Raw genomic sequence first — 16,347 nt, forward strand, 5'->3', positions numbered from 1 at the left:
TTTTTATGGCATACGGAAGAAATAATCGGGAGAAAGGCAGCCAGTCGAGCCGCGGAAGCGGGAGCAGATACCAGGACCGGGACAATCGCCTGTATGAGGAGGAGCAACCCTACAGCCGCAGGCGGGTTTCGTCCAGACATCAGGACGGGTACGGAGTCGGAGACAGCTATGACCGGCAGAAGGAATTCGGGAGGCCGGAAGGCTCCTGGCGTTCTGATCAGAGTGGATATCGCCGCCGCGACGAGTGGAACGAAGACTTCTACGGACAGGATGGACGGGCGGATGAGGAAAGGCCGGGAAGGAGGCAGTCTTCCAGAACGCACAGGTGGGAAAACGACCCGTATGATGACCGCTATGAGGGCGGATACGAGGACTTTGACGAAGACGATGTCCGGAAGGGCAGATATACGGCACGCCGCCCGCAGAATTCCTATGAGCCGTCACGCTGGCAGGACTCATCCGGCCTTCGGGGACCCAATGGGATGGAGCAGGAACCGCCCCGCTTTCAGGGAAACTACGGAACGGAGCAGGAAGCGCCCCGCTTTCGGGGCACCTACGGAACGGCGCACCAGTCAGCCCGCTCATCAGGAAAACGGAAGTCAAAAAAGAGCGGAAAAAGCCGCTTTATCGTGCGGCTTGTCCTTCTGATCATCCTTTCAGTCGTCTTGTTTGGCGTGTACCGGTTTTCAAGGCTGGATCGTGTCCATCTGGGAAATATCCTGAAGAATGAAGGCATACAGTCTCAAAAAGGCTATCAGAACTTTGTGATTTACGGGGTCGACTCCAGAGAGGGACAATTGACGAAGGATTCCCACTCCGACACAATCGTGATCTGCAGCATCAACAAAAGCACGAAAGATGTGAAGATGGTTTCCGTCTACCGGGATACATATCTGGATAATACGAACGGAGAATTCCGAAAGGCGACGGAATGCTATTTCTTCGGGGGACCCGAGCGCTCGATCAATATGCTGAACAAGAATCTGGATCTGGATATCTCAGATTATGTAGCGGTCAATTTCAATGCTGTCGTAAAGGCAGTTGATCTCATCGGTGGTGTGGATATCAATGTCACAGAGGATGAGCTGCCCTATATCAACGGGTATCAGACAGAAAATGCGCAAGTGACCGGAGCGCAGATCACGCCGGTGACTTCCGCCGGGTACCAGCATCTGAACGGGATTCAGGCACTGGCGTACTGCCGGATCCGCTACACATCTGGTGATGATTACAAACGGACAGAGCGGCAGCGGAATGTTCTGACGCAGATTTTTGAGATCGCGAAGAAGGAAGGCACCACGAAGATGCTCCAGGTCGCGGACGCAATGCTTCCTTACATTTCAACCAGTTTCTCAAACACCGAAATCATGGGGCTTGTTTCGGAGATGTCAGGCCTGACGCTTGGCGATTCGACGGGCTTCCCGTTTGAACAACAGCCGGCGGACACACCGGCAGGGGACTGTGTGGTTCCGGTCAACCTGACAGCCAATGTGAAGGAACTTCACGCCTTCCTGTTCGGGCAGAATGATTATACGCCGACATCGACGGTTCAGTCGATTTCTCAGCAGATTGTGACCAATACAGGTATCGGATGATGGAGAAAACAGTTGGGGTTGTTATTCCGGCCTTTTGCCCGGGGCCGCTTTTTCATGAGCTTCTGCGCCGGCTGGCCAGACAGACGCACATTCCTGAGGAAGTTGTGATCATCAATACGATCCCGGAGCCTCAGGGGTGCGGGACAGCACAGCGGACGGAGGCAGCAGAAATTGCAGAGGAGTTCCGGACTTCATTCCCGGCGCTGACGGTGCTGGAGGTCAGACAGAGGGATTTCGGCCACGGGAAGACGAGAAATCTTGGAATCGGGCATACAGACACTGAACTTGTGCTTTGTATGACACAGGATGCGCTTCCGAGAGACAGCAGGCTGGTGGAGCGGCTGATGCATGCATTTGATGATCCGGCGGTTGCGGCAGCGTATGCGAGGCAGCTTCCGGGGAAGAAGAGCAGCGTGCTGGAGGCGGAAGCCAGGACATTTAATTATCCGCCCTCCTCTGTCATCAAGTCAGCCGCGGATCTGGACCGGCTTGGCATCAAGACATTTTTCTGTTCTGATGTCTGTGCGATGTGGAGACGGTCTGCCTACGACCAGGCTGGTGGTTTTGAGAGGGATGTCATCTTCAATGAAGATATGATCCTCGCGGGGAAAATGATTCAGAATGGCGGCCGGATCGCCTATTGTGCAGACGCGCAGGTTTACCATGCACATCACTACAGCGGGATCAGACAGCTTCACAGGAATTTTGATCTTGGGGTTTCACAGGCTGACTACCCGGAGATTTTTAATATGGCCTCGAGCAGCAGGGAAGGACTGCGGTTCGTCCGGCAGACAACGTCGGACTTGATCCGGAGCGGAAGAGGATATCTGGTGCCTCAGCTTTTGTGGCAGAGCGGCTGCAAGTATGCGGGATACCAGCTGGGGAAAAAGTACCGGAAGCTTCCGGACCGGCTTGTGAGAATCCTCACAGGCAGTCCGGCATACTGGGAACAGAATAAAAGAACCTCCACACATTCTACACAATGATATGGTAGATTAAAACGATTGCCAACAATGAACCACACAAGGAGATGAGAGCGATGAGCGACGGAATCCATGATGATAAGGACCAGGTTTCGGATGAACAGGGAAGAGATCCTTTCACAGATGAGCAGGGAGAAAAGCCATCGGAGGATCCGTTTTCAGTGACAGAGGATGAGACCCGGGATGCAGCGGAGTCATCGGCTCCGGAGGATGGAAGTCAGGTATCGGATGAAGAAACCGGGAAAGTGGAAGACGGAGGTCCGGAGCTGAAAGACGGAAGTCTGGGAACGGAAGACGGAGGCCAGACGCCGGGACAGCCTGCTTCTGGCATGCAGGGCGCGCATGGTGCAGATGGGGAACAGGGAAATCCATCAGCTCCACAGGCAGGAGACTCCGGCGAGATGCAGGAGCAGGCTGCGCAGGGGAAGCCTGCACAGGAACCGCCGAAGGAACATGATTTTGACGATGAGCCGAAGTTTGATACACAGACCGGGGAACCGCTCAGCAAGCCCAAGAGCAAGGTACCGGGGATTCTGCTGACTCTTGTGGTAACGGCGGGTGTCGTCGGAGCGATCTCGGCAGCGGTTATCAACCGGGACAAGTGGAGATCTGAAGACACGGAAGATCATGCGCAGATTGAGACGGAAGCCGGTTTTCAGATTGCACAGGAGACAGAAGCAAAGGAAACTGAGGCACAGGCCGACACGGAGGAATCATCTGAGAAAGCGCAGCTGACCACGCCGGCATCCGGGACGGGGGAGACAAGCGTTTCAGAGACAGGCCAGACAGACACCCCTCAGACGGAGCAAAGAGCAGGGGATAGTACGCAGAAGCCTGAGAAAAAGAATGCAGAATCAGAGGAAGGCCTGGCTGAAAAACTTGGGAAGAATGCTGTCTCGCTGAATACCTCCCTCGATGTGTCGGATGTGGCGGCTCAGGCCCTCCCTTCCGTAGTTTCCGTCACAAGTCAGTCGGTGGAGACGATTCAGAGTTTTTTCTATGGTGAGCAGCAGATCCAGACGAGCAATGTCGGATCCGGGATTGTGATCGATGAGGATGACACATATTACTATATTGTGACAGACGCGTATCTGGCTGCTCGGGCGCAGAACATAACGGTGGGCTTCTCTGTTTCAGGCAGGCAGGAAGAACGAGCCACAGAGGCAGAGACGGAATCCGGTATATATGACACAGCTTCTTCTAAGACAGCCGGAGCTCCTGAGACAGAGGACGCCGGCAGCAGACTGGTCCAGAACGGGGCAAAATCCCAGGCAGATGATACGCTCGCGGATGCGGAGCTGGTCGGAGCGGATGCCGGGACGGAGCTGGCGGTACTTGCTGTGAAAAAACAGGATGTTGGAGCCGCTGCAGAGGGTCAGATCCGGGTTGCCTCTTTTGGGGATTCTGACAGCCTGAAGATTGGCGAGCGGGTTGTGGCAATCGGTGATTCTCTCGGGTACGGGCAGTCGGTCACACAGGGAATCGTGTCGGCGCTCGGACGCACGATGAAGACAGCCTACGGTTCAAACGACTATATTCAGACAGACGCGTCGATTAACTATGGCAACTATGGAGGCGCTCTTCTGAATCTCGACGGAGAGGTCATTGGAATCAATGCCGGGAAGATCAGCCAGGATGCAACTGAGCGGATGGGGTACGCGCTTCCGGCAAATGACGCGAAAACCGGGATTGGTCATATCCTGAGCGGCCGGGGAAGCGGACGGTTTGGAGAATCCGGGGAGAAGTCTGCACAGACAGAGAATATGACTTCCGAGACGGAACAGAAACAACCGGAGGATACGGAGAAGCAGACAGAGACAACGCAGACAACGGCGCCGGAGCAGGGACAGACGATCGGAAAACCATCCGGGAATCTGAAGCGTGCTGAAGAGACGCAGCCGGAGTCTGAATCCGGTGATTCTGAGAAAAAATCCGGGATGCTGGGTGTCCGCGTGGCGGATATTTCAGAGGAAAATCAGATCGTCTACCGGCTGCCGAAGGGTGTCTATGTGGCATCCGTGGAGGAGGGCTCCGGCGCTGAGAAGGCAGGACTTGCTGCTGATGATGTGATCACAAAGATCGGGGATCAGAGCGTGGAGACAGTTGAGGATCTGAGAGATGCGCTGAAGGAAACAAAAGCAGGAGATACAGTGAAGGTAACCTTCGTGCGTGCCGGCAAGGACGGAAAATACGACCGTACATACTCCACAAAGGTGATATTGGAATAATCATCGTGACAGGGAAGCAGAAATCAGAGGAGCCGAATGGAAGAGAAGGACGAAAGCAAACAGAATACAGCAGGCAGCGGCAGCAGCGATGAGGAGGGCGGACACCAGGAAAAGGTATGCTTTATCTGTCATCGCACGGAGAGCAAGGCCGGAAAGATGATTACGATCCCGGGCGGGCTCACGGTATGTGCAGACTGCATGCAGCGGTCATTTGACCAGATGAACGACCCCAATATCCGGAATATGCTGAATCTGTCCAATCTCGGGAATCTGAGGAATTTCCCGGGCATGGGCATGATGGATCCCGGCCTTTCTCCGGACCTTCAGGGAAACATGAAAAAGGAAGAAGGCACAAAGGGAGAGGAAGCCGGTGAGAAGGCTCCGCCGGCACGCTTTGATGTGCGTGAGCTGCCGGCGCCGCATAAAATAAAGGCAGCGCTTGATGAGTACGTGATCGGACAGGACTATGCCAAGAAGGTGATATCGGTTGCGGTATACAACCATTACAAGAGAGTCCGTACCAATACAAACTCAAAAGAAGCCATTGAAATCGAGAAGTCCAACATGCTGATGATCGGCCCGACAGGCTGCGGGAAGACCTATCTTGTGAAGACGCTCTCCAGGCTCCTGGATGTGCCGTTGGCGATTGCAGACGCGACAGCGCTGACAGAGGCAGGCTACATCGGGGATGATGTCGAGAGTGTTCTGTCTAAGCTTCTGGCGGCAGCCGGCAACGATGTCGAGAAGGCTCAGAGCGGAATTGTCTTCATCGACGAGATCGACAAAATCGCGAAAAAGCAGAATACCAATCAACGCGATGTCAGCGGAGAGTCGGTTCAGCAAGGCCTCCTGAAAATTCTGGAGGGTGCGGATGTGGAGGTCCCGGTCGGCGCGATGAGCAAGAATGCGATGGTGCCGATGACCACCATCAACACGCAGAACATTCTGTTTATCTGCGGAGGGGCATTTCCAGGACTGGAGGAGATCATCAAGAAACGGCTGACAAAGGCCTCCTCCATCGGCTATGGCGCTCAGCTGAGGGATGCATATGACAGCGATCCGGATCTTCTGGCAAAGGTGACGCCGGGGGATCTGAAGGAGTTCGGGATGATTCCCGAGTTTATCGGCCGCCTGCCGATGATCTTCTCGCTTTGCAGCCTGGACAGAAATATGCTGGTGCGGATCCTGAAGGAACCGAAGAATGCGATTCTGAAGCAGTATCAGAAACTGCTGGAGCTTGATGAGGTAAAGCTGGAGTTTGACGAGGATGCGCTTTCATGCATTGCGGAGGAAGCGCTGAAAAGGGATACCGGCGCACGGGCACTCCGGTCTGTCATCGAGGAAATGATGCTCGACATCATGTATGAGGTTCCGAAGGACGATGAGATCGGCGCAGTCCGGATTACACGAGCCTATATCGAACACAAGGGCGGGCCGGTCATTACCCTCCGGCAGAGTCAGCCAAGGCTGCCGCGTGTGGAAGAAAACGCGGGGCACAGCCGGTCATAGCTCCGAGTCCGGGAAGGATGGACAGGGCCGGACGGGGACAGAACGGGAGAGGAGTTACAGAGAATATGAGCAGCAGCGATACACATAACATGGAGCAGCAGTTTCTCAAGACGCTGAGGGAGATTCTTGCGGAAGCAAAGAAGAACAAGAATACCATCGAGGAAGAGGAGATCATCAAGGCCTTTGAGCCTTTTGCGCTGAATGAAGAACAGACAGACCACATCTACCAGACGCTGGAAGAGCAGAACATCGATGTGATCCGGGGCAAGATGCCGGATGAGGGAGGGCAGGATGCCGATGAGGATGACAGTCTTCTGATTGAAACCGGGGATGACGATGAGGTCAATATGGAAGAGGCCGAGGTCGAGGAGGCGGAGGCCGGACAGCTGGATGACGCAGATGTCCTGGACGGCGTTTCGACGGAGGATCCGGTGCGCATGTACCTTAAGGAAATCGGTAATGTTCCGCTGCTCACAAGCGAGCAGGAGGTTCGTCTGGCAAAGCTTGTGGAGCAGGGAGACCAGGATGCCAAAAATCAGCTGACGGAAGCAAATCTGAGACTGGTGGTTTCGATCGCGAAGAAGTATGTCGGACGCGGAATGCCATTTCTGGACCTGATCCAGGAGGGCAACATGGGACTGATGAAGGCTGTCGATAAATTCGATTATACGAAGGGATACAAGTTCTCGACCTACGCAACATGGTGGATTCGCCAGGCAATCACACGCGGAATTGCAGACACGGGACGGACCATTCGCGTCCCGGTCCACATGGTCGAGACGATCAACAAAACGCTCCGCATGTCGAGACAGTTGCTCCAGGAGCTCGGGCGGGAGCCCACGCCGGCGGAGGTCGCGGACAAGCTTGGGGTTCCGGAGTCCAGGGTACGGGAGGTTCTGAAGATTTCCAGAGATCCGGTGTCGCTCGACACGCCGATCGGTGAGGAGGATGACTCCCATCTGGGCGATTTCATCGAGGATGATACGGCGCTCTCTCCGGCAGACTCCGCAACCTTCAGTATGCTCAGGGAAGAGCTGAACAATGCGCTCAGCTCGCTGACATCCAGAGAGCGGGAGGTTGTGACGCTTCGTTTCGGGCTGGAGGACGGCCGTGCCAGGACGCTGGAGGAAGTCGGAAGGGAATTCAATGTCACAAGAGAAAGAATCCGCCAGATCGAGGCAAAGGCACTCAGGAAGCTGAGGCACCCCTCAAGATCCAAGCGGCTGAAGGACTTTCTGAGCTGACGAGGGTAAAGTGTTGACCTTTGATGAAGCATGCAGGTATATAGATCAGATCCCCAGGTTTACAAAAAAAACCAGGCAGGAAAATACGGAAAATCTGCTTCTGCGCCTGAATCATCCGGAGGACTGTTTCCGGGTGATTCACGTGGCGGGGACGAATGGAAAGGGGTCCGTGTGCGCGTACCTGGACCGTATTCTGAGGGAAGAGGGGCTGCGGACAGGCCTTTTTACCTCTCCGCATCTGGTTGATGTCAGGGAACGCTTCAGAATCTGCGGACGGATGGTACCGGAAGAGCAGTTCACAGAAGCGTTTGAGGAGGTCCTTGGCTGTGTGAGAAGGATGCAGGCGGACGGTCTGATGCACCCGGCCTATTTTGAATTCCTTTTTGCAATGGGAATGCTGATCTTCAGACAACAGAAGATTGATGTCTGTGTCATGGAGACCGGGCTTGGCGGGAGGCTGGATGCCACCAGCTGTGTCCGGCATCCTGATCTGTCCGTGATCACGTCCATCAGCTTTGACCATATGGCATATCTGGGCGATACGCTTGGGAAAATCGCATACGAGAAGGCCGGCATTATCAAAAAGGGGGTTCCCGTCGTGGCAGACGGGTTTCCGAGGGAGCAGTTCGATGTCCGGGAGGCACTTGATGTGATCTGCCGGCGCGCACAGGAGCAGGAGGCACCGCTGACAATTGTGTCTGAGAAACCGGCGGATGTGTCCTACATGCCGGACGGCATTGAATTTACGCTGGACAACAGGTACTATGGACACGCACACGTCCGTCTTCCTTTTTTTGCCGATTATCAGATTGAGAACTGCCTGATCGCGCTTCAGGCAGCGGCTCTTTTCGGGGAAAAGGAGGGGTGTTTTCATCCTGAAACAGTCATCAAGGCGGTCGGCATGACACGCTGGCCCGGCAGGATGGAGATGATCGAACCCGGTGTCATCGTCGACGGGGCACACAATGAGGACGGGATTGCGCAGTTCCTGCGGACCGTCAGGCGGATTGCGAAGAGACAGAATGTGTCCCTTCTCTTTACCGCCGTTGCCGACAAGGATTATCAGACGATGATCCGGGAACTGTGCGCGGACGGTCTTTTTTCTGCTGTTGTGACGACTGAGATTGCCGGGCCAAGGGTTGCTCCGGCAGACAGACTTGCGGAGATCTTCCGTATCTATGCGGACTGTCCGGTTGAGGCGGTTCCCGACATCCGGGAGGCATACAGAAGAGCAGTGGCAGGGAAGAGGGACGGACTTTTGTTCTGCGCCGGTTCACTGTACCTGGCAGGCGCGATTGAAAAAATAGTCAGAGGTGAAGTATGATCAATTACGAGGAAGAGCTGAAGAAATTTCATCCTTCCATGGATGTCAATGAAGCAGAGGATGCCATCTACAGCAGAGACCTGACGGATGTCACGGATATTCTGAAAGAGATGATCCAGGACGAAAAAGAGAAGAAGGGGAAGAGCGTCCGATGAAGTGTATCTACTGCGGGGCAGAACTGACCGGTGAGACCATCTGCAGAAACTGCGGGGCGGATGTCTCGATTCAGAAGCGGATTGTGAGGATTTCCAACCTTCTGTATAACAGAGGGCTGGAAAAGGCTTCTGTGCGGGATCTTTCCGGAGCCCAGACGCTTCTGAGGCAGAGTGTCCGCTTCAACAAGGAAAACATCGATGCAAGGAATCTGCTCGGCCTCTGCTATTTTGAGACCGGCGAGGTTGTTTCAGCGTTAGTGGAGTGGGTAATCAGCAGCAATCTGAAACCGGAAAATAATCTGGCCAAGCAATATCTGGGAATCCTTCAGAGCAATAAGAACAGGCTTGATGTCATCAACTCTACGATCCGCAAGTACAATCAGTCGATTGAGTACTGTCTGGGCGGCCACGAGGACATGGCCATCATGCAGCTCAAGAAGGTGATCGCGCAGAATCCGAAGATGGTCAAGGCGTATCAGCTTCTGGCTCTTCTGTATATGAAATATGGAGAGTGGGATCGCGCAGGAAGGCTTTTGAAAAAAGCAGCGCAGATCGACAACACCAACACAACGACACTCAGATACCTGACGGAAGTCCGCAGAGAAAGGGGCAGACGTCCATTTGCGAGACGAAGAAGTAGTGCGCCGGGGCAGGAGGATGAGAAGTCGGTCCGGTATCTTTCGGGAAATGATGTTGTCATCATGCCGACAACGTTCAGGGACTCTTCCACGGTCGCCACAATCATCAACATCTTTCTTGGAATTCTGCTGGGGGCAGCCATCGTATGGTTCCTGACAGTTCCACAGGTGCGGCAGAGCGCCAACGATGAGGCAAACAAGTCGGTCATGGATGCCAATGCGTCTCTGGCGACCGCGACCGCGACTGCACAGGACCTCCAGGATCAGATTGACAGCGCCAATCAGTCTGCAAAGAATGCTGAGAAGGAGCGGGATGACGCAAACAGCCGGATTGAAAGCTACAACAGTCTGCTCTCGGTCGCGGACCTTTATGTTCTTGGCGACCAGATCAAGACGGTCGAGGCACTCGGGAAACTGAAAGCAGATGATTATGACGGTGCCGGGAAGACATTGTATGATGATATTACATCCCAGATTGGAGATGCACTTTTCAATCAGTACTTCACGAAGGGATCCCAGGCATATGTAAACAAGGACTATGCCGGAGCAGCGGCTGCTCTGCAGCAGGCAGTCGATTCGGACAAGGAAGGAAAGGCTGCCAACTACAAGAATGCCCTGTATTATCTGGCGTTTGCTTACTACAACCAGGGTGATTACACAAAAGCGGATGAGATTTTCAAGGCTTACATCGAGAAGTATCCGAATGAGGCTTCCACCATCCAGCCCTACATGAATGGAGGCGCATCCTCGGCAGGCGCAGGAGCCAGCAGCCAGTCAGCGTCACAGGGAGAGGCGTCTGTGAATTCATCAAACCCAACAGCGCAGACGAACTCGTCTCAGGCTTCCGCGTCCGGAAGCTCGCAGAGTGGAACCGGCGCAGGGGCAGAGAATATTACCGTATATGGAAACAGCACGCAGACGCCGCAGGTAGCCTGGACGGATCCTGTGACGGGACAAAACTATGATATGTACGGAAATCAGATCAATGCGCAATGATGCGCAGCCGGACAGCAGCCGCCATGGCTGCAGCTGCCGGCATACAGGAGTTCACCGATGAGCAGACCCTATTCGATAGATGACCCGGAGGATATGAAGACAGACCAGGTCCTCTTTACAAAAGAAGAGCTTGCAGAGAATGTGAAGGTTCCACCGATGGTGGAACAGGATCTGAAGCGGATCATAAGCGACCGGATGGAACAGTGCGGTCTTTATTTCCGTTGTTTTTCGAGAATCAAGACCGCTGCCTCCATGGAGAGTAAGTTTGAGCGGAAGGATTATAACCAGGGCCATAAGCTTCAGGATCTGATCGGGGTGCGCATCAACCTGTACTTTGATGATGACATTTCAATCTGCCAGAATATCATGGCGAATACGTTCGATGTGGTCAACTGGTCGACTTCCAAGCGTGAGGAGGATGAGTTCAAGCCGCAGAAGCTCAACGGCGTCTTCCGGCTGCCTGCCTATCTGAAGGCAGAGATTTCGCCCCAGACCTGGGACATGTGTATCGATGATACCTTCGAGATCCAGATCAAGACGATGTTTTTTGAAGGCTGGCATGAGGTTGAGCATGACATGCGGTACAAGGGAGAGGAGCTCTGGAGCCACTATCCGGGATTCTCCAGGTATTTCAACTCGATCCTTGCGACGCTGGAGCTGTGCGACAAATCGATGGTGACGCTCTTCGAGGACCTGGGGCATGCGCTGTACAAGTCCGGAAGGTGGAGCGACATGGTGAAGAGTCATTTCCGACTGAAGCTGGGAGCGGCACAGCTCTATCCGGAAGTCGAGAAGATTCTGAACGAGGACATGGTCAATACGGAGAATCTGGCAAAAAAGATATTCCGCACGCCGCGGCCGGTTCTGATCGGACAGCTTCTGGCGAAATCGCGGAGAATTCCGATCAATGTCAACACGATCATCGCACTCCTGAATGACAGCGTATTTCACGATCCCCGGCTGGAGGAGGTCTTCAGCAAACGGGATGTCTACAACGATGGCCGGGAGGACACGGATGCGGAGTCCAGGCACTATGAAATCCGTCCGCTCACCAGGCATACTGTTTTTCAGATGAAAACGGTGGTGGATGGGAGTCGTATGCGGCAGGAGGAAAAGCCTTCGGTACAGCTTCTCTTTGAGACCTGCAGCAATATCATCTACAGCTGGATCAGCCAGAAATATGGAAGCCTGTTCCATGGGATGCCGGAGAAGGTATCTTCCTTCCATGCGGAGGTTATGGCTTTCAATGTGACGGTTCTCTACAACGAGGAGAAGCACAGACTGAAGGCGCATGTGCGCCACATTGACCCGGAGATCGGCGGCAGGGTCTGGTTTGCCGAAGCCAATCTGTACGAGAGCTACGACGGAACTCCTTCATCGGGTGATGAGGAAATCGGCGGGAAGGCGGAGAAAGGCGCACGGCCGCAGGTCTGGCTGGAAACGGTCAACGGGTATGCAGAGCCTGACCGGGAGGAGTCCGCGGGAACGGATGCTTCCTCCAGGTTTTTCAGCTACCCGGCTTTTTACAAGAATATTGTGGATAATGTCGGGATCTCCAATGGTCTGCCCTGCTCCGGAAGAAGGCGGATTCTCAGGGAGGACCAGATCGGAGAGGTGGCTGCGGCGATCAAGGGAGAGCGGCAGTTTCCGATTGTTCTGATCATCTCGAAAGATGACGGTCATGGCATGATGGATGAAGACTGGCTGATGCAGCTGCGCGTCTCGGATTTTACGAGGACAGTCTGGCGCTATGCGCATGTTCTGTGCAGCTACGAGGCACAGGGGAGAGAACTGCTCAGGCAGATTGGAGATGTGCGGTATAATTCGGAGCCTCAGATCCCCAGGCTGTATATTTTCTGGCCGGATGGCTCCTCGGATGATTACGGGGCGGAGGATATCGAGAACAGCTCCTTCGGCCGGCACCTGGAAGCCAGGGGGGATGCGAGGACCTACGACATTGTGCATGGCGGACAGGCATTCTATCACAGGATTGTCACGGATCTGAGAGACTACAACGTTTCTGCCAGCATGTGGGATGGATTCCGGCTTGATATCCAGACAGGCATCCCCGACTGAACCCTTCCTCCGAAGCCCGGCTGTGACGGGGACACGGCTATCTGTCCCGAAGCTGTCATATTCCATACGAACCAAAGCCAGGCTATGGAAGGGGCACGGCAGCTGCGAGGGCTGCAGCCTCGCCTGTTCAGAAAGCAGGAACGGGATCGGTGCAGGATTCCCGGATGGCTTTCCGGACCGGGAGAATCATATGCGGGGAGACAGAAAGGGAATCGACCCCCATCTTCAGAAGCCTGTCGGTGACAGCCGTGTCAGCCGCAAGCTCTCCGCAGATACCGACCTGGCAGCCGTACCTGTGGCCATTTCTGACTGTTATCTCAATCTCCTTCATGACAGCTTCGCTGTAAGGGTCGTAGAAGGAATCGAGGCTTCCGTTCTGCCTGTCCATCGCCAGTGTATACTGTGTCAGGTCGTTGGTTCCGATCGAGAAAAAGTCAACCTCTCCGGCCAGCTCATCGGAGAGAAGAGCGGAGGCAGGGGTCTCAATCATAATGCCAATCGGACAGCTGCGCCAGGGAATCTGGCGCTTCGTCAGCTCATCCTGCACACTGCGGATGAGCTTTTTGATTTGGAGGATTTCCCGGACAGAGGTGATCATCGGGAACAGGATGGACAGGTTCCCACAGACGCTGGCCCGATAAATTGCCCGGAGCTGGCACGAGAAAAGCTCCGGGTGCGTGAGACCGATCCGGATTCCCCGAAATCCGAGCGCCGGATTCTTTTCCTGCGGCAGGTTCAAAAGCTCTGACTGCTTGTCCGAACCCAGGTCAAGCGTACGAATGATGATCGGCCTGCCGCCCATCAGGCGGCAGGCTTCCTTGTAGCTCTTAAACTGTTCCTCCTCGTCCGGAATGGTTCTTCTGCCAAGACAGAGAAACTCCGTCCGGAACAGACCGACACCCTCTGCGTCGTTCTCAAGCGCGGACGCGATATCGGACGGCGTCCCGATGTTGGCATAGAGCCGGATCGGCTTTCCGTCGGTGGTAACGGATTCCTGCCCGATCATGGCACGGTACTGGCTGCGGTTTTCCAGCAGCGAAGTGCGGCGCATCAACAGACGGCGCTCTGTCTCTTTGTCCGGGTCAATGCACAGCGTCCCGCTCTCGGCGTCTACAATTGCCTGATGTCCGTCCCACTCCTCCCGGACCGGAATTCCGCTGACAGCCGGGATATCCAGCCCCCGGGCCAGGATGGCGGCATGGGAAAGAGGCGAGCCCTCCAGCGTGATAAAGGCCAGCACAAGCTCGCGGTCCAGCTGGAGGGTGTCAGAAGGCAGCAGATCCGTGGCCGCAATCAGAGAGGGCTCTTCCAGCTTCCGGTCCCTTCCGGTCCCCTTCAGGATGCGGATGAGACGCTGGATGGCATCCAGCAGATCGGCGCTTCTGGCACTGAAATAGTCGCTTCCCATGGCTGAAAACAGATCGGTGTATTTTCGGGCGATCGTGAAGACAGCATACTCCGCATTGGCCTTTTCACTGCGGATGAGATCGAGAATACCGCGGTTCAGCTCGCTGTCGGAGAGAAGCTGTGCCTGTGCCTCGAATATCGCTGCATTCTCAGTCCCGACCGCATCAGCTGCCTGCTGCTTCAGGCACATCAGCTCCGTTTCTGCCGATTTCCGCGCGGAAAGATAGCGGTTTACTTCCGCATCCACATCTGCGACAGCTTTTTTCTTTTCCACATGGAGCCCGCGCTCCAGAATGTGAATCTTCCCGGCAGCGATTCCGCTGTGCAGGACCTTTCCCCGATAGATTTCCATGAAAGCTCCCAGATAACAAGTTTATGACATGCGTGTCAATCAGTCCTGCCACCACTCGCATGCAAGCATGCGTGGTGACGGACTTTTGACACTGTAATCAGTCTGCGGTCAGACCGGGAACGGGACATCCATTTCCCGATATTCCCAGGACTGGCAGGATCGAAGACCATATTCCGCGTTCACCATCCGGACCTTTGAATCCTTGTGATTGGGATAGTACCGGGTTGTCATGACGTGTTCCCCGTCATTGATGAAAATCTCGATGATGCTGGAATCAACCAGAATCCTCAGATTCCTGAGTGCGCCGACCTTTGCCCGCCGAAGCTTCCGACCGCCGGACGCCCTCGCTGCTGCTTCTGCGATGTCCTCTCTGCCTACAAGGCTGTCAGCAGCAAGGACTGCACCCTCCGCCTGAGCCGCTGCCGCAGCCCTTGCTGAAAGCCTCCGTACACCGGATTCAAGGGAGAGCGTGACAACTCCCTCCTCGTACTGAAGCGTTACGACATTCGGCTGAAGCAGGCTTCCGATCCGAACGCGCACACTGCCGTCCCCGTCCCCGATCATCAGCTCGCCGGTGCCGTTTTCATAGCTGACCGGCTCCCCGTTCATCGGTGCAAGCCGGGTCTGCCGGAGTGCAAGGATCTCATCGACCGGCCTTTGCAGGATTCTGCCGTTCCGGACGCTCAGCTGGCGCGGGACGGTCAGAATTCCCTGCCAGCCCTCCTTGTCTGCCGTGAGATTGGTATAGGAGGCATCTGGCATCCCTGCCCAAGCAAGCAGGATTCTGCGCCCGGCCGCATCCTCGAATGTCTGCGGCGCATAGAAGTCAAAGCCCTGATCCCACTCATGGAAGCTTTCTCTTCGAACCAGCTGGCCGCCGCGCGTCTCTCCCTCCACGAAAAAGTAGCCGGCGGAATAGTGGTTCTGAAAGTGGTAGTCCTCCTGATCCAGCCCCTGCGGGCACACGGACAGCACTGTTTTGCCGTCAAGATGAAAGTAGTCCGGGCATTCCCACTGGTACCCGAAGCCCTCCGGGATGTAGTACTCCTTCAGATAGTCCCAGTGGATCCGGTCTTTGCTGGTATAAACGAGGGCGCAGCCGTTCCCGGGCCTGTTCCTGTGACTCTTTTTGCCTCCGTCTGTACAGGATTCCGCTTCATCTATGCTCGAAGCGGATGAAGGCGCCGCAGCATCACCATCCGGCGGACTGTCCTTCATCCCGGCTGCCAGCACCATGTTGTACCGGTCGTTCTCCTTCCAGACGTTCGGATCCCGAATCATCAATGTCAGGTTATCCGGGTAATCAGGATTCGAGAGCAGAAGCGTTTTCCGGCTGAAATCCCGGCCATCCTCTGAGCAGATCAGAAGCTGATTGGATATTCGGTTTTCGTCGTCCGGGCACTCGCCCGGTGCACACCGGATGATGCCGCTGTAGAACAGGTTCATGCCATGTTCATCGACGAGGGCAGAACCTGGATAGACACCGTCTCGCTCATGTTCGCCAGCCGCAATCGCGATCCCCTCATACTTCATCTCCGTCAGCGAGCGGCCCTGGAAATGTCCCCAGACTTTCGTGGACCTGCCGGTCGGGTCTCCCGGTGTATACAAGAAAAAAATGTGGTAGATGCCGTTCATCTGACACAGACCGACGGGGTCTGACATCCATCCGTCCGGTGGAGAGAGGTGAAATCCCGGTCTCCAGGAGTCAAGAAAATAGTTCATCGATTTCCCTCTGTCAATGCATTCGATTTGTTTCGCCTTCATTATAGAAAAGATGGAAAAACTTGTAAATTTGCAGATGAAGTTTTTTTCAGGGCTCTTTCCATGGCCTCTTTTGGAT

Annotated in this window: 11 protein-coding genes; 9 read left to right on the forward strand and 2 right to left on the reverse strand. The window is 54.9% G+C overall.

Features of this window, described 5'->3' with window-relative positions; genetic code table 11:
* Positions 1–5: 5 nt before the first annotated feature.
* The 9 genes from FYJ35_RS06125 to FYJ35_RS06160 all read left to right on the forward strand — a co-directional run bounded on the left by FYJ35_RS06125 (position 6) and on the right by FYJ35_RS06160 (position 12,748).
* A complete protein-coding gene (locus FYJ35_RS06125; RefSeq protein WP_154524598.1) occupies positions 6–1,595 on the forward strand; it encodes an LCP family protein in 1,590 nt (529 codons plus the stop codon).
* Positions 1,592–2,581, forward strand: coding sequence for a glycosyltransferase family 2 protein (locus FYJ35_RS06130; RefSeq protein WP_154524600.1), 990 nt, complete (start codon positions 1,592–1,594; stop codon positions 2,579–2,581). Before FYJ35_RS06125 ends, FYJ35_RS06130 begins: the two co-directional genes overlap by 4 nt.
* Positions 2,582–2,634: 53 nt before the next feature.
* Positions 2,635–4,806 (forward strand): trypsin-like peptidase domain-containing protein, encoded by a 2,172-nt coding sequence (locus FYJ35_RS06135; protein WP_205839738.1) that lies wholly within the window; start codon positions 2,635–2,637, stop codon positions 4,804–4,806.
* Positions 4,807–4,842: 36 nt separating this feature from the next.
* On the forward strand, positions 4,843–6,315 hold the full coding sequence (clpX, locus tag FYJ35_RS06140) for an ATP-dependent Clp protease ATP-binding subunit ClpX (protein WP_154524604.1): 1,473 nt from the start codon (positions 4,843–4,845) through the stop codon (positions 6,313–6,315).
* 65 nt (positions 6,316–6,380) lie between these two features.
* The gene (rpoD, locus tag FYJ35_RS06145) at positions 6,381–7,559 is read left to right on the forward strand and encodes an RNA polymerase sigma factor RpoD (RefSeq protein WP_235906418.1); all 1,179 of its coding nucleotides are present in this window, start codon (positions 6,381–6,383) and stop codon (positions 7,557–7,559) included.
* A 10-nt stretch (positions 7,560–7,569) separates the two neighbouring features.
* Positions 7,570–8,883: a bifunctional folylpolyglutamate synthase/dihydrofolate synthase gene (locus FYJ35_RS06150; protein WP_328597053.1), complete on the forward strand. Its 1,314-nt coding sequence runs from the start codon at positions 7,570–7,572 to the stop codon at positions 8,881–8,883.
* A complete protein-coding gene (locus FYJ35_RS14400) occupies positions 8,880–9,038 on the forward strand; it encodes a hypothetical protein (protein ID WP_205839739.1) in 159 nt (52 codons plus the stop codon). The genes FYJ35_RS06150 and FYJ35_RS14400 overlap by 4 nt, the downstream gene beginning before the upstream one ends.
* Positions 9,035–10,672: a tetratricopeptide repeat protein gene (locus tag FYJ35_RS06155; RefSeq protein ID WP_154524608.1), complete on the forward strand. Its 1,638-nt coding sequence runs from the start codon at positions 9,035–9,037 to the stop codon at positions 10,670–10,672. The genes FYJ35_RS14400 and FYJ35_RS06155 overlap by 4 nt, the downstream gene beginning before the upstream one ends.
* Before the next feature lie 57 nt (positions 10,673–10,729).
* The gene (locus FYJ35_RS06160) at positions 10,730–12,748 is read left to right on the forward strand and encodes a nucleotidyltransferase family protein (RefSeq protein WP_154524610.1); all 2,019 of its coding nucleotides are present in this window, start codon (positions 10,730–10,732) and stop codon (positions 12,746–12,748) included.
* A 127-nt stretch (positions 12,749–12,875) separates the two neighbouring features.
* Here the strand turns inward: FYJ35_RS06160 and ptsP are convergent, their stop codons facing one another.
* Positions 12,876–14,507: a phosphoenolpyruvate--protein phosphotransferase gene (ptsP, locus tag FYJ35_RS06165; RefSeq protein ID WP_154524612.1), complete on the reverse strand. Its 1,632-nt coding sequence runs from the start codon at positions 14,505–14,507 to the stop codon at positions 12,876–12,878.
* 108 nt (positions 14,508–14,615) lie between these two features.
* Positions 14,616–16,229 carry a glycoside hydrolase family 32 protein gene (locus FYJ35_RS06170; RefSeq protein ID WP_205839740.1) on the reverse strand — a complete coding sequence of 538 codons (1,614 nt, stop codon included), beginning with the start codon at positions 16,227–16,229 and terminating at the stop codon, positions 14,616–14,618.
* Positions 16,230–16,347: the final 118 nt, after the last annotated feature.

Source organism: Porcincola intestinalis, assembly GCF_009696445.1.
Classification (GTDB): Bacteria; Bacillota; Clostridia; order Lachnospirales; family Lachnospiraceae; genus Porcincola; species Porcincola intestinalis.

What these genes read in the sequence shown, in the direction of transcription:
- FYJ35_RS06125 (WP_154524598.1), top strand. Translation starts at nt 6, where the DNA reads ATGGCATACGGAAGAAATAATCGGGAGAAAGGCAGCCAGTCGAGCCGC.
- FYJ35_RS06130 (WP_154524600.1), top strand. Translation starts at nt 1,592, where the DNA reads ATGATGGAGAAAACAGTTGGGGTTGTTATTCCGGCCTTTTGCCCGGGG.
- FYJ35_RS06135 (WP_205839738.1), top strand. Translation starts at nt 2,635, where the DNA reads ATGAGCGACGGAATCCATGATGATAAGGACCAGGTTTCGGATGAACAG.
- clpX (WP_154524604.1), top strand. Translation starts at nt 4,843, where the DNA reads ATGGAAGAGAAGGACGAAAGCAAACAGAATACAGCAGGCAGCGGCAGC.
- rpoD (WP_235906418.1), top strand. Translation starts at nt 6,381, where the DNA reads ATGAGCAGCAGCGATACACATAACATGGAGCAGCAGTTTCTCAAGACG.
- FYJ35_RS14400 (WP_205839739.1), top strand. Translation starts at nt 8,880, where the DNA reads ATGATCAATTACGAGGAAGAGCTGAAGAAATTTCATCCTTCCATGGAT.
- FYJ35_RS06155 (WP_154524608.1), top strand. Translation starts at nt 9,035, where the DNA reads ATGAAGTGTATCTACTGCGGGGCAGAACTGACCGGTGAGACCATCTGC.
- FYJ35_RS06160 (WP_154524610.1), top strand. Translation starts at nt 10,730, where the DNA reads ATGAGCAGACCCTATTCGATAGATGACCCGGAGGATATGAAGACAGAC.
- ptsP (WP_154524612.1), bottom strand. Translation starts at nt 14,507, where the DNA reads ATGGAAATCTATCGGGGAAAGGTCCTGCACAGCGGAATCGCTGCCGGG.
- FYJ35_RS06170 (WP_205839740.1), bottom strand. Translation starts at nt 16,229, where the DNA reads ATGAACTATTTTCTTGACTCCTGGAGACCGGGATTTCACCTCTCTCCA.